At 43.0% G+C, this 13,298-nt stretch carries 11 protein-coding genes; 6 read left to right on the top strand and 5 right to left on the bottom strand.

Going from position 1 to position 13,298, the window contains the following annotated elements:
* Window positions 1-143 precede the first annotated feature (143 nt).
* Both clpA and clpS read right to left on the bottom strand, forming a co-directional pair.
* Window positions 144-2,417, bottom strand: coding sequence for an ATP-dependent Clp protease ATP-binding subunit ClpA (gene clpA / locus AB4513_RS10925; RefSeq protein WP_012603605.1), 2,274 nt, complete (start codon window positions 2,415-2,417; stop codon window positions 144-146).
* A gap of 39 nt (window positions 2,418-2,456) precedes the next feature.
* Entirely contained in the window at window positions 2,457-2,777 is a 321-nt protein-coding gene (clpS, locus tag AB4513_RS10920; RefSeq protein WP_102257368.1) for an ATP-dependent Clp protease adapter ClpS, read from the bottom strand.
* Between the two features lie 589 nt (window positions 2,778-3,366).
* On the opposite strand from clpS, the gene cspD reads away from it, so the two are divergent.
* Window positions 3,367-3,588, top strand: a complete 222-nt coding sequence (gene cspD, locus AB4513_RS10915; RefSeq protein WP_009846336.1) for a cold shock domain-containing protein CspD — start codon at window positions 3,367-3,369, stop codon at window positions 3,586-3,588.
* Window positions 3,589-3,966: 378 nt separating this feature from the next.
* On the opposite strand, the gene AB4513_RS10910 is transcribed toward cspD, so the two are convergent.
* Entirely contained in the window at window positions 3,967-6,192 is a 2,226-nt protein-coding gene (locus AB4513_RS10910; RefSeq protein WP_009846335.1) for an NADP-dependent isocitrate dehydrogenase, read from the bottom strand.
* A 339-nt stretch (window positions 6,193-6,531) separates the two neighbouring features.
* Between AB4513_RS10910 and AB4513_RS10905 the strand changes: the two genes are divergently transcribed.
* Window positions 6,532-7,260, top strand: a complete 729-nt coding sequence (locus tag AB4513_RS10905) for a pseudouridine synthase (protein WP_009846334.1) — start codon at window positions 6,532-6,534, stop codon at window positions 7,258-7,260.
* Between the two features lie 81 nt (window positions 7,261-7,341).
* Here AB4513_RS10905 and AB4513_RS10900 read toward each other — a convergent pair whose 3' ends face one another.
* Window positions 7,342-8,004 carry a DUF2057 domain-containing protein gene (locus AB4513_RS10900; protein ID WP_009846333.1) on the bottom strand — a complete coding sequence of 221 codons (663 nt, stop codon included), beginning with the start codon at window positions 8,002-8,004 and terminating at the stop codon, window positions 7,342-7,344.
* A 94-nt stretch (window positions 8,005-8,098) separates the two neighbouring features.
* Complete coding sequence (locus AB4513_RS10895; RefSeq protein ID WP_009846332.1) at window positions 8,099-9,067, bottom strand: porin; 969 nt, start codon at window positions 9,065-9,067, stop codon at window positions 8,099-8,101.
* 513 nt (window positions 9,068-9,580) lie between these two features.
* On the opposite strand from AB4513_RS10895, the gene dinG reads away from it, so the two are divergent.
* The 4 genes from dinG (at window position 9,581) to rsmS (ending at window position 13,296) form a co-directional block, all read left to right on the top strand.
* Window positions 9,581-11,656, top strand: a complete 2,076-nt coding sequence (gene dinG / locus AB4513_RS10890; protein WP_009846331.1) for an ATP-dependent DNA helicase DinG — start codon at window positions 9,581-9,583, stop codon at window positions 11,654-11,656.
* Window positions 11,657-11,784: 128 nt separating this feature from the next.
* Window positions 11,785-12,564 (top strand): TSUP family transporter, encoded by a 780-nt coding sequence (locus tag AB4513_RS10885; RefSeq protein WP_009846330.1) that lies wholly within the window; start codon window positions 11,785-11,787, stop codon window positions 12,562-12,564.
* Between the two features lie 23 nt (window positions 12,565-12,587).
* Window positions 12,588-13,136, top strand: coding sequence for a primosomal replication protein (locus tag AB4513_RS10880; protein WP_009846329.1), 549 nt, complete (start codon window positions 12,588-12,590; stop codon window positions 13,134-13,136).
* A complete protein-coding gene (gene rsmS / locus AB4513_RS10875; RefSeq protein ID WP_009846328.1) occupies window positions 13,126-13,296 on the top strand; it encodes a pleiotropic regulatory protein RsmS in 171 nt (56 codons plus the stop codon). The genes AB4513_RS10880 and rsmS overlap by 11 nt, the downstream gene beginning before the upstream one ends.
* The last annotated feature ends 2 nt before the right edge of the window (window positions 13,297-13,298 follow it).

Genomic DNA, 13,298 nt, shown 5'->3' with positions numbered 1-13,298 from the left:
CCAACAACACCAACCTAGCATCTAGCATCTAGCATCTAGCATCTAGCAAGCATAAAAAAACGCACAACCAAAGTCATGCGTTTAATATCGTGATTAACTGTACTCAGTGCTCTTTATAAGCCGTTAGTGTTTAAGAAGTATGCCTAATGCATAACCTCTTCTTTCGCACCAACATAGATGAAATCCAGTTCGTCTTTTTTCAGAGATACTTTAACCGTACCGCCGTCAACCAAACTTCCGAACAGCAACTCATTAGCAAGAGGCTTTTTAAGCTTCTCTTGAATCACACGTCCCATCGGACGAGCGCCCATGGTCTTGTCATAGCCTCTTTCAGCTAACCAATGACGAGCATCCTCAGAAACCTCTAAAGATACACCACGAGCGTCCAGTTGGACCTGAAGCTCAACAATGAACTTATCAACAACTTGACTGATCACACTTGGATCAAGGCTGTTGAACCAGATGATATTATCAAGACGGTTACGGAACTCAGGAGTAAATACCTTCTTGATTTCACTCATTGCGTCTGGCGCATGATCTTGTTGGATCAAACCGATCGATTTCTTCTCGGTTTCTGCAACACCAGCGTTGGTCGTCATCACTAGGATCACATTGCGGAAATCTGCTTTGCGACCGTTGTTGTCGGTTAGCGTACCGTTGTCCATCACCTGTAATAACAAGTTAAAGATATCTGGGTGTGCCTTCTCGATCTCATCAAGTAGCACAACAGAGTGTGGGTTCTTGATAACAGCATCGGTTAGCAGACCACCTTGATCATAACCAACATAACCAGGAGGCGCACCGATCAAGCGGCTTACCGAGTGACGCTCGCCGTACTCAGACATATCAAAGCGCAGAAGCTCAATACCCATCAATTTAGACAGTTGAACAGTCACCTCTGTTTTACCGACACCAGTAGGGCCAGCAAACAAGAATGAACCAACAGGTTTATTGTCTGCTCCCAACCCTGCACGAGTTAGCTTGATCGCTTCGCTCAATACATCGATCGCTGGGTCTTGTCCGAATACCAACATTTTCATGCGGTCATCCAGTTTCTGCAGCGTATCTTTGTCTGAAGACGATACTGACTTCTCAGGAATACGCGCCATTTTCGCAACCATTGACTCAATATCAGCCACGCTTACCGTTTTCTTACGACGACTTGCAGGCGCCAAACGACTACGAGCACCCGCTTCATCAATAACGTCAATCGCCTTATCTGGAAGGTGACGTTCATTAATATACTTAGCAGACAACTCCACAGCGGCACGTAACGCTTTGTTGGTGTAACGTACTTCGTGGTGAGCTTCGTATTTTGGCTTCAAGCCAATCAGAATTTTGGTTGTATCATCTAGCGATGGTTCAACAATATCGATTTTCTGGAAGCGACGAGATAAAGCACGCTCCTTCTCAAAAATACTGCTGTACTCTTGGTAAGTGGTTGAGCCAATACAACGTAATTTACCGCTGCTTAATAGCGGTTTAATTAGGTTTGCCGCATCCACCTGACCACCCGATGCTGCACCCGCACCAATAATGGTATGGATCTCATCGATGAACAGGATAGCGTCTTCTTCTTTCTCGAGTTGCTTCAGAATCGCTTTAAAGCGCTTCTCAAAGTCACCACGATATTTCGTTCCCGCAAGCAATGAACCAATATCCAAAGAGTAAATCACGCTGCTCTGAATGATTTCAGGGACTTGGCCTTCAACGATGCGCCATGCAAGACCTTCAGCGATAGCAGTTTTACCCACACCCGCCTCTCCCACTAATAGAGGGTTGTTCTTACGACGACGACACAGAACTTGAACGGTACGTTCTAGCTCTTTGTCACGACCGATGAGTGGGTCAATGTTACCTTGCTTCGCTACTTCGTTAAGGTTGGTCGCAAAATTTTCTAGACGATCTTCTGAGTTAGCTTCTTCGGCATTCTCTGCACCACCAAATGAATCAGGAGATGAACCGCTATCGCCTTCATTGCTGCCTTTGGTAATACCGTGTGAAATAAAATTCACTATGTCTAAGCGGCTGATGTCGTTTTTCTTAAGAAGATATGCCGCGTGAGATTCTTGCTCACTAAAAATAGCCACAAGTACATTTGCACCTGTTACTTCGCTGCGACCTGAAGATTGAACATGAAAAACAGCGCGCTGAAGTACTCGTTGAAAGCTCAGCGTGGGCTGGGTTTCACGAGTCTCGTCGCTTTCAGGGATGAGTGGGGTCGTTTGGTCGATAAAAATATCGAGCTCATTGCGAAGAGCATCGAGATCAGCCTGACAAGCTTGGAGCGCTTCCTTGGCCGCATCATTTTCTAATAATGCTAGTAGGAGGTGTTCGACAGTCATGAATTCATGTCGCTTGTCTCGCGCACGAGAAAATGCGCCATTTAAACTCGTCTCTAATTCTTTATTTAGCATAAGTACCTCCTAAGGGAACAACAGTGTTGTTCGAGCAATTTACACTTGCTCCATTGTACATAGTAGCGGATGCTCATTTTCCTTTGAGTATATCGTTACCTGCGCTACCTTTGTTTCCGCTATTTCAGCACTGTATGTGCCACAAATAGCTTTACCTTCATAATGAACCTTGAGCATCACTTCCGTTGCTTTTTCGATATCTAGTGAGAAAAATCGCTCTAGGATCTCGATTACAAAGTCCATGGGCGTGTAGTCATCGTTATGTAATACAACGTTATACATTGCCGGTGGCTTTACTTTCGTTCTCTCTTTCTCCAGTAAATCTGAGCCTGGAGATGCCCATTCAAAGTTTCTGCTCATATTAGCTTTGCTAAGGGTTATTTTTCGGAAGTAGTGAATGTTTAGTTAACTCAAATTTACCACATTCACGCATTACGGTGTACTAAGAAACTGCACCAAGAAACAGTACCAAAAAATATTCCTCTATACTGAGCCTAATCCACCATTTCCATCGCTGCAAATAAAAGATCTCGATTAACAGGATTAACATATGTGATTGATTAAAAAGACACCACAACTATTGATGGTGACGATAAGATCGTCGTTAAGTTACTATTTAGTTAATAGTATGCAGCCAATCTCGAATGTGATTTGTTATTAAAATTGATCATTTTTATACCAATTTGCTATTGACTGTACTCAATCATTAGCTACATTGGAGCTAAAAGGTTTTTCTGATACAACTTCGTAACACGATTCTAAACCTAGTAATAAGCGTTAAAAATTTATAATAAGGAATAATTACGCAGGGTAGCGTTAATTTCCGTAAGCAATGTATGAGATTCAAGCTATCAGCTGAAATTGTTTAGTTGATAGGAATAATATCAATCGAACTTACATTGATTTGATATAACAACGTTAGTAACAAAATGCATGAGGGATGTATAGCATGGCTACAGGTACAGTAAAATGGTTTAACAATGCCAAAGGGTTTGGTTTTATTTGTCCAGAAGGTGAAGATGGCGATATTTTCGCGCACTACTCCACAATACAAATGGAAGGTTATCGAACCTTAAAGGCAGGTCAACAGGTCGATTATGAAGTAGAAAGTGGACCTAAAGGCTCCCATGCTAGCTCCGTTGTTCCTGTAGAAGGCAGCGCCGTAAAATAGGCGATTGCCAAACATGTAGACCTCTATCAGTCTTAATAAACGACTGTCAGGTAAGCAGAACATTGAAACCGCTCATTTCATACCTGTAATACAGGCTTAAATGGGCGGTTTTTCGATCTGAGAGCTAAAAGCTATTCACCAGTACAAATCGTCCGAGAGATCCCTTTAGCAGGTCTAGGTCTAGGTCTAGGTCTAGGTCTAGGTCTAGGTCTAGGTCTAGGTCTAGGTCTAGGTCTAGGAAGCATTATGAATAAAAAAAGACGCTTTAACGTTATCATTAAAGCGTCTTTCGTTTTGACTTTATCTGTGACTTAACTGCCAGACCAAGCAACTCGTTAGTAAATCATGTTCATGACTTACTAACGATGAGTCCAATCACTATGCGTCAATAAATGCGTTTAGCGTTGAGCTTGGGCGCATTAGTGATGAAACCAATGCATCATCAAGTAGGTAATAACCGCCTAAGTCGCCAGCTGGACCTTGAGCGTTATTCAGCTCAGCAACAATAGCTTCTTCACTTTCAGCCAATTGAGTTGCAACACCTGCGAACTCAGCAGCAAGGTCAGCGTCAACCGTTTGCTCAGCCAGCGCTTTCGCCCAGTATGCTGCAAGGTAGTAGTGGCTACCACGGTTATCAAGCTCACCCACTCGACGTGAAGGAGACTTGTTGTTATCTAGGAATTCACCCGTCGCTTTATCAAGCGCGTCAGCGAGAACTTGTGCCTTAGCATTCCCCGTTACTACGCTTAGGTGCTCTAGAGATGCCGCTAGTGCCAAGAACTCACCAAGAGAGTCCCAACGCAGGTGGTTTTCTTTCTCTACTTGTTGAACATGCTTAGGCGCAGAACCGCCAGCACCTGTTTCAAACAGGCCGCCACCGTTCATAAGTGGAACAATCGATAGCATTTTAGCTGACGTACCAAGCTCTAGAATCGGGAACAAATCCGTTAGGTAATCACGTAATACGTTACCTGTAACCGAAATAGTATCTAGGCCTTCTTTGATACGAACCAGTGAGTACTGAGTTGCTTCTAAAGGAGCAAGGATCTTAATTTCAAGACCATCGGTATCATATTCAGGAAGGTAAGCGTCAACTTTCTTAATAAGCTGAGCATCATGCGCGCGAGACGCGTCTAGCCAGAATACTGCAGGAACACCCGAAGCACGAGCACGAGTTACCGCTAGCTTAACCCAGTCTTGAATCGGTGCATCTTTAACCTGACACATACGGAAGATATCACCTTCCTCTACGTCTTGCTCTAGAAGCACAACGCCTGAAGCGTCAACAACTTGAACCTGACCAGCAGCTTCAAGGATAAAAGTCTTATCGTGAGAACCGTACTCTTCGGCTTTTTGAGCCATCAAGCCAACGTTTGGTACACTACCCATTGTTGTTGGATCGAAAGCACCATTCTCTTTGCAGAAATCAATAACTGCTTGGTAGATGCTTGCGTAGCTGCGATCAGGAATCATAGCTTTCGTGTCTTTTTGCTTACCTTCTGGATCCCACATTTGACCTGAAGAACGCAGCATTGCAGGCATAGATGCATCAACAATGATGTCGCTTGGAACGTGTAGGTTAGTAATGCCGCGATCCGAATCAACCATCGCTAGTGGTGGTTGAGTCTCGTATACCGCTTGTAGGTCAGCTTCAATCGCTTCTTTCTGCTCTTGAGGAAGCGCAGCAATTTTTGCGTATACATCGCCGATGCCGTTGTTTACATCAACACCAAGCTCTTCAAACAGTTGACCGTGCTTAGCGAATACGTCTTTGTAGTAAACCTTAACTGCATGACCAAAGATCACAGGGTCAGATACTTTCATCATCGTCGCTTTCATGTGAAGAGAAAGCAGTACACCTTGCTCTTTAGCTGATGCGATCTCTTTCTCGAAGAACGCAACCAAAGCGGCCTTGTTCATCACTGACGCATCAATGATCTCTTTATCTTGCAATGCAAAAGCGGGCTTCAGAGTTTTCTTCGCACCATCTTTACCAACGAATTCAATGCTAACTTCTGTAGCACCTTCAATTGTTACTGACTTTTCGCTGCCGAAGAAGTCTTTGTCGTCCATACTTGAAACGTGCGACTTAGAATCCGCAGACCAAGCACCCATTGAGTGTGGGTTCTTCTTCGCGTAGTTTTTAACAGAAAGTGGAGCGCGGCGATCCGAGTTACCTTCACGTAACACAGGGTTTACAGCACTGCCTTTGATTTTATCGTAAGTCGCTTTAACGGCTTTCTCTTCGTCAGTGTTTGCTTCTTCTGGGTAATTAGGAAGTGCGTAACCTTTTGACTGAAGCTCTTTGATTGTTGCTTGAAGTTGAGGAACAGATGCAGAGATATTTGGAAGCTTGATGATGTTCGCTTCAGGTGTCTTAGCTAACTCACCTAATTCTGCTAATGCATCACCAATACGTTGCTCTTCGTTCAGGTAGTCAGGGAAGTTGGCAATAATGCGCCCTGCAAGTGAAATGTCGCGAGTATCAACGTTAATACCAGAAGAAGCCGTAAAAGATTGAATGATAGGCAGCAGAGAGTAAGTTGCTAGCGCCGGAGCTTCATCAGTAATGGTATAGATGATCGTTGGTTTTTCAGTAGGCATGAAATTTCCCTATAGTTCTTACAAGCTCACTTAAAGCAGTGAGAGTGTTATAAATTGACCAGTAAGCCACTCTGAGAGTGAAAACTGCTTACTCGATAGTCGTACTCTATCTTATTTTTCATGCAATCTTGATGACAGCATGAGCCAAATCCGTGAGTGCATTGTTTTAATAAAAGAGCCAGTTATAATAAAACACGAAGGTATAATTAAACAAATCAGGCTTAAGAGTCCATCAACTTGTTCTATTTTGTGTCTTTTAGGCGCGCAAATGATAGCTCAATTCCGTTTCTATGAAAACTTTTCGGCACACTTCGTTTACATTTTTGCAAGGTAGTTAACATGTCTACTCGCTCACGCAGCGCATCTCGTTCAGACAAACCGGCTCGTTCTGGTACCACATTAAAACAAAGCGGTAATAGACAGAATCAACACAGTGGCAAAAATGACACTGGCAGTTCACACAAAAAACCGCACTCCAGCAAACACCGATATAAAGGCAAACCTACCAACGCAAAGCCTAAGGTAGCGCCCGAAGATCGCAAAGTGATTCTATTCAACAAACCTTTTGATACTCTCAGCCAGTTCACTGATGGCGAAGGTAGAAAAACGCTAGCGGATTTTATTCCCGTAAAAGATGTTTATGCTGCTGGTCGCTTAGATCGAGATAGTGAAGGTTTATTGGTCTTGACTAATGATGGCATCTTTCAAGCTAAGTTGACTCAGCCGAACTCAAAATCGACCAAGACTTACTGGGTACAGGTTGAAGGTGCGCCTTCTGAGAAAGATTTAGATAAATTGAGAAAAGGTGTTGAGCTAAAAGATGGTATGACATTGCCTGCAGAAGTAGAAGTGATGCAAGAACCTCAGGTTTGGGAAAGAACTCCTCCTGTGCGCTTCAGAGCGGCGATACCAACAACATGGTTAGCGATTACCATCATCGAAGGACGTAACCGTCAGGTAAGACGAATGACGGCAAACATAGGCTTCCCTACCCTGCGTCTAATCCGCTACTCAATGGGCAATATGGATGTGGGTCAGCTTCAGCCAGGTGAATGGAAAGATATTTAGCTGTTACTGATACAGAAAAAGTACTAATATAGCAAAAGCGAGACTCTTATTAGTCTCGCTTTTTTTGTAGATGAAGATTGATTACTCTTGGTCAATCATCCATTTACGGAATTCTTTACGTTCTTGCTTAGAAGCTTTGATGTACCAAGCCTGCAATTGCTCAATATTCTGAGTCTCAGCCAGTTTCACTGGTTTCTGAGCTTTGCCGCTTGTCTGTGCTGTCGTATTATCTACCACAGAAGTTAATACTACCGCTTCAGCTGGCTTATCAAGTAACACGCCATCTTTAAAATAGACTGCCTTACTTGCATTGTACTCAGCCAGTCGAGACTCTAGCCCGCCAAATGGCGCAAAACCGGGTTTGCGTTCAATAACATCTTGCTGATATTTAACAGTCACATCATCCTGAAAAACTACCCATGATGGATTCACAGCTTCAAAGGTCTTCTCCGCTTCCATATAGCTACGTACTTTTGGAGCCTTAATTTCAACCTCTTCACCAGTAACATCAAAATTCAATACATAAGGTGCCGAAGAGTAAACACCGCTGTTACCAAATTTTTTATCAAAGCGAACTAAAACCTGGTTAAAACCTTCATTAATCTGATTTTCACTGATTTTATTCGGAGCTGCTTGACCATTAATGTATAGGATAGATACGCCTTTCTGAGGCGTTAGGGTTGCCGCACTTACACTGCCAATAACAGTTGTAAATAAACCTAAAACTAGTAATGCTTTCTTCATCATGTCTCTCTTTCAAATCGAATAAACTACTCTTTATACTAACAAAAAAGCCACCCTAAGGTGGCTTTTTTTCTAAAACTCGATTACGAGATCATTAGAATGATGCTTCAACACCAATTGCTAGACCGTTATCAGCTTTGTATGTAGCTTTATCATCTGAATCGATACCACCAACTTCCGCGTACACTTTAGTGTTAGGTGCGATTGCGTAAGTAGAGTTAACGAACCAACGATCTTCGTCTTTAAGAGCTACATCGTGGTCACCGATTGAGTAACCAGTGTTGAAGCCCCAAAGACCCATAGTGTAACCCGCAGCAAATGCGATTGTTGCGTTGTCATCGTTCGCTGTATCAGAGTTTACACCGTAGTATGCTGTAGATAGGTAAACGTTCTCGATACCAGAGAATACTAGCTCAGCACCGTAACCTTGGTGATCGCCTTTTGCCACGTTTGTGTCGAAATCAGCAACGAAAGCAGAAATATCAAAATCAGCAAAACGGTAACCCATACGAGCGTCGAAGTACTCAGTATCTTTACCTTTCTCTTCTTTGTTGTTTGCGCCACTTACTTTGTCTTGTACGTAACCTAGAGTTGCGTAAAGAGCACCATTGTCGTAGTCGTAACGAACAGCTTCGTCAGCACACTCGTTAGTTGCATTATCTAGAAGTGTAGAGATGCCGTAAGCTTCATCTTTACCAATGCCTAGATCATCAACAGCAGTACATAGGCGACCAAACTTAATTGAACCTAGAGTATCGTTGTATGCTGCTACGTATGTATCACCGTTACGAGTTTTTTCAGCATTTGCGTTCTCAGAACCGTTGAATTCCCAGTAAGCGCCTACTTTCCACTCTTCGTTTACCATGTACTTGATATCAAAACCGAAGTCAGCATCTTCGATTTTTTGTTCCATTGAAGAACCTTTTTTGTACTCGTTGCTGTATACAACTTCGATGTCGCCTTTAAGGTCAACAGAAACGCCGTCTTGGTTGTAAATTTCGATTGCTGCGTTTGCAGAACCAGCTGCTGTCATAACTGCTAGAGCTAATAGAGTCTTTTTCATAATAAATCCACTGCCTTTTCTAAGAATGGGAGATCCTTGCCCGGTTCCCTTTTATTTTTTATGACTGGTCATTACTACTCTTTGGTAGTTAATCACCGCCACTAAATTTCGTGGTCTAGATTGCAAAAGATTATCCTGCGTGTCAAATAAACTAAAAACAAACCTAAAAAAAACAAAAATACATAAAAATCATAGGTTTACATTTTTTTTCATCATTTTACGAGCAACTTACCCTTAAATTTAAAGGGAAATATAATAGCCCAAATAAAGAACAATTAAGTATAATACTCCACTCATTTAGGTTTAAATCGTGATTCACAGAACTTAACACCTGCATCGTGCGATTTTTTAATATATATATTTCGTAACATAAATAAAATCGTTAAGTTCCTGAAGGTTCAGTTTTTTTTTGTGAACGAGATCTACCTTTGATTCAAAAGCAAGCTATTTTGCGGTAAATGTACCGACTAGTGATATGTGCTACTATCCTCGCTCCGTTACGTAGGTCACAGTATGCTAACTACTAAAATTCAAAATTCTATACGCACCAGTTATCAAAACCTCCAAGATCAGTTGGATAACTTTGTACCTCGACGTGCTCAAAATTACCTTGTTGCAGAAATAGCGAAGACACTTTGTGGTCAATACCACAAAAGTAATCGCATGATTGTTGCTGAAGCAGGTACCGGGATCGGGAAGTCACTGGCTTATTTAATGGCAACAATTCCTGTCGCCGTGCTCAACAATCGTAAAATCGTCATTTCAACAGCGACCGTTGCGCTACAAGAACAACTCGTCAATAAAGATCTCCCTCTATATAGACGACTTACTGATAGAGAGTTTTCTTTCATCTTAGCGAAAGGAAGACAGCGTTATTGTTGTACAGAGAAGTTGGCCGCTGCGTGTGGGGTTGATGGTGGTCAAATGGCCATGTTCGATTCCAAACCAAAAAAGAAAGACATCGAGCAACTGCAAACCATGTACCGCAGCCTCACCCAAGGTAAATGGGATGGCGACCGTGATTCGTGGCCAAAACCTATCGACAACATGATTTGGCAGATGATTGTCAGTGATAAGCACAGCTGTAACAACAGTATGCCTACGCACAGAGACTGCCCTTTCCAAAAAGCACGTTCAGAGCTAGATAAAGCAGACGTGATTATCGCCAATCACAGTTTAGTGATGGCTGATGCGGACCTAGGCGGCGGTGTGATACTGCCAGAACCAGAAAATAGCATCTATATATTTGATGAAGCTCACCACTTGCCACACGTAGCGAGAGATCACTCCTCTGCTGCCGCAAGCTTAAAAGGTGCTGCCTCTTGGTTAGAGCGTTTGAATCAATCGATCACTAAGCTTTCGGGGCTAGCAGACGAGAAACGTGTTCATAGATTTAGAAATGAGTTGCAAGACTCAGTACAACAACTGATCCCGACTCTGACTCAAATGAGCAAACAGTTTGACGCTAGCCACTTCGAAGATGGCTTGTATCGCTTCGAGCATGGTGACTTACCTGAATGGTTAGAAAGCGAATCGAAAGATCTCAAACAATTAACGCAAAAGGCGAGCCAAGCCGTAGCAAAAATTGCAGACTTGATTGCAGAACGAGTTAAAGACGGAGAGCTTTCAGCAAAGCTTGCAGAGCCTGCGCTTGCAGAAATTGGCTTCTATATACAAAGAACAGAAAACCTTGCTCAAGTATGGCGATTAATGGCTGAACCTAAGAGAGAAAAAGGGGCGCCTTTGGCTCGTTGGCTTGAATTAAGCAAAGAAAGCGAGGGAGACTTTGTTGTTAATGTCTCACCATTAGAAGTCGGTTGGCAACTGGACCAACAGATTTGGAGTCGTTGTGTTGGTGCAGTGTTAGTATCTGCGACCATGAGAGCACTCAACTCTTTCAGCTTTTTTTGTCATCAATCAGGTATCAGCCAAAAAGCAGAAGATGGCGTACAATTTCTTGCTTTGGCATCGCCGTTTGATTATCAGAACCAAGCTGAATTAGTGGTACCTGCAATGAAGTACGAACCACAAGCACCTCAGTTTACCGAATATCTTATTGAAATTTTGCCTAAGGTAATAGAAGACAACAAAGCCAATCTCATTCTATTCTCTTCTTATTGGCAAATGAACCAAGTGGCCGAGGCTTTGGCAACAGATTTCGTTAAAAAGTCGTGGGCGTTACAGGTTCAAGGGGATACCTCACGAACTGAAATCCTAAAAAAACATAAAAAGCTCATAGACCAAGGTAAAACCAGCGTTCTTTTTGGAACGGGTAGCTTTTCTGAAGGTCTTGATCTGCCTGGCGAGCTGCTTGAAAACCTTGTTATTACCAAGATCCCTTTCGGTGTTCCTACCTCTCCTGTAGAGCGGGCACATTCAGAATATATTGAATCTCGTGGCGGTAATCCTTTTATGCAGATTACTGTTCCAGAAGCGAGTAAAAAGCTTATTCAATCTGTGGGTAGATTGCTGCGTAAAGAACGAGATTCTGGTAAAGTCACGATCCTTGATAGACGCATAGTCACGAAGCGATACGGAAAGTCCCTACTCGATTCGCTACCGCCTTTTAAAAGAACAATAAAATACTAATTTTCCTACCCTCGTGGTAGTTATGGGCCTGCCATCGCTAGGCCCTTGCATTCACAACCCAGCATGACTAATCCCTCGATTCTTCATGTGGCTGCCCGAACGGCCGATAACGAGAACACTAGCTATTTATGGAAATGATTGAGCCAACCATGTTGGTCATACTTGCCTTGGTTGCATTTGCTGCAGGCTTTATTGATGCTGTCGCCGGTGGCGGAGGGATGTTAACTGTACCAGCTTTGCTATCGCTTGGTTTACCGCCACACATTGCACTCGGCACTAATAAGCTGGCCGCAACATTCGCCTCATCAACAGCCGCTTTTACTTACTATCGCAAGAAGCTGTTCAAACCTGAATGTTGGGTCAATGCTTTCATATCTACTTTAATAGGTGCAACAATCGGCACCCTGACTGTTGATGCCATAAGCACAGAGTGGTTAGAGAAGGTATTACCGCTAGTCATTCTTGCAGCAGCGGTCTATACCATTTTTCATAAGACTCCAGATGTGAGCCATAATGTGTCTCCTAAACCGTGCCCGGTACTCAAGAGAAAGCAAAAGTACCAAGGATTCATTCTCGGCTTTTATGATGGTGTTGCTGGCCCAGGAACCGGCGCTTTTTGGACTGTGAGCTCGATGGCGCTTTATCGTCTCAATATCTTACTTGCTTCAGGTCTATCTAAAGCCATGAACTTTACCAGTAACTTTACGTCTTTGGTTACCTTCGCAATTCTTGGTCATATTGATTGGGTTCTTGGTTTAACTATGGGTCTTTGTTTGATGGCTGGAGCATTTGTTGGGGCACATTCTGCTATTCGTTTCGGTGCTACATTTATACGACCTGTTTTTGTTACTGTTGTAAGCGTACTTGCGATTAAGCTGGCTTACGAAGCTTGGTTTGTAACCTTATAGCCCAGTCGCCCAAGGTAAGTAAAATGAATCACTTCTCTAAATTAAAAAGCGTCATTGATACCTTAATTGGCCATTGCTCGCAGGTTGATAAATCTCGAGGGGCTTATCATCAAGCCTTGTTCGATAGAACCTTGTTTAAGTGCAGCTCTTCTATTTTACTGCCCTACGCACTCGAAACTCAGGCAACGTACAACACTATTGTTCGAGAACAAGCGACAAACCAACTTACTGCTTCTCGGGCCAACTACCTGACAGAAAAACTCACTAATCAGATAGCTGCAATCCAAAGAGAACTAGCCAACCATGATTTAAGGTTAGATCGAAAAAGTAAGTCAGGAAAAAACCTTAACGACCTATACAACGAACTCGCTCAGCACCAAGATTGGCAAAAGCGACTGGTTGATTTAGTACGAGTACGCAAGTTAGCGTTTGATTCTGCGCCTCGCCACAGTAAGAAAAAAGCGGACGAGGCTTGGCAATTAGCAAAAGAACGATTAGAACGCTGCGAAGACTCAATGAAAAATATTGAGAGACTGATTAACTTAGAGAACCCCAAGCGAAATGAACACTGATAACCCATCATCACCACTGGATAACGCCCCAGAAGAAGTTAAGTTAGCTGTCGACCTGATCTATCTGCTCGAAAGCAACGAAATCGACCCAAAGGTTGCGTTAGAAGCAATTAAGATTGTCCAACAAGATTTACAAGCCAAACTAGCATCTAGCATCTAGCA

It is taken from the genome of Vibrio sp. 10N.222.54.E6 (genome assembly GCF_041473955.1).
Lineage (GTDB): Bacteria > Pseudomonadota > Gammaproteobacteria > Enterobacterales > Vibrionaceae > Vibrio > Vibrio tasmaniensis_A.
This window is presented reverse-complemented; position numbering and strand designations above follow the sequence as displayed.

What these genes read in the sequence shown, in the direction of transcription:
- clpA (WP_012603605.1), bottom strand. Translation starts at nt 2,417, where the DNA reads ATGCTAAATAAAGAATTAGAGACGAGTTTAAATGGCGCATTTTCTCGT.
- clpS (WP_102257368.1), bottom strand. Translation starts at nt 2,777, where the DNA reads ATGAGCAGAAACTTTGAATGGGCATCTCCAGGCTCAGATTTACTGGAG.
- cspD (WP_009846336.1), top strand. Translation starts at nt 3,367, where the DNA reads ATGGCTACAGGTACAGTAAAATGGTTTAACAATGCCAAAGGGTTTGGT.
- AB4513_RS10910 (WP_009846335.1), bottom strand. Translation starts at nt 6,192, where the DNA reads ATGCCTACTGAAAAACCAACGATCATCTATACCATTACTGATGAAGCT.
- AB4513_RS10905 (WP_009846334.1), top strand. Translation starts at nt 6,532, where the DNA reads ATGTCTACTCGCTCACGCAGCGCATCTCGTTCAGACAAACCGGCTCGT.
- AB4513_RS10900 (WP_009846333.1), bottom strand. Translation starts at nt 8,004, where the DNA reads ATGAAGAAAGCATTACTAGTTTTAGGTTTATTTACAACTGTTATTGGC.
- AB4513_RS10895 (WP_009846332.1), bottom strand. Translation starts at nt 9,067, where the DNA reads ATGAAAAAGACTCTATTAGCTCTAGCAGTTATGACAGCAGCTGGTTCT.
- dinG (WP_009846331.1), top strand. Translation starts at nt 9,581, where the DNA reads ATGCTAACTACTAAAATTCAAAATTCTATACGCACCAGTTATCAAAAC.
- AB4513_RS10885 (WP_009846330.1), top strand. Translation starts at nt 11,785, where the DNA reads ATGGAAATGATTGAGCCAACCATGTTGGTCATACTTGCCTTGGTTGCA.
- AB4513_RS10880 (WP_009846329.1), top strand. Translation starts at nt 12,588, where the DNA reads ATGAATCACTTCTCTAAATTAAAAAGCGTCATTGATACCTTAATTGGC.
- rsmS (WP_009846328.1), top strand. Translation starts at nt 13,126, where the DNA reads ATGAACACTGATAACCCATCATCACCACTGGATAACGCCCCAGAAGAA.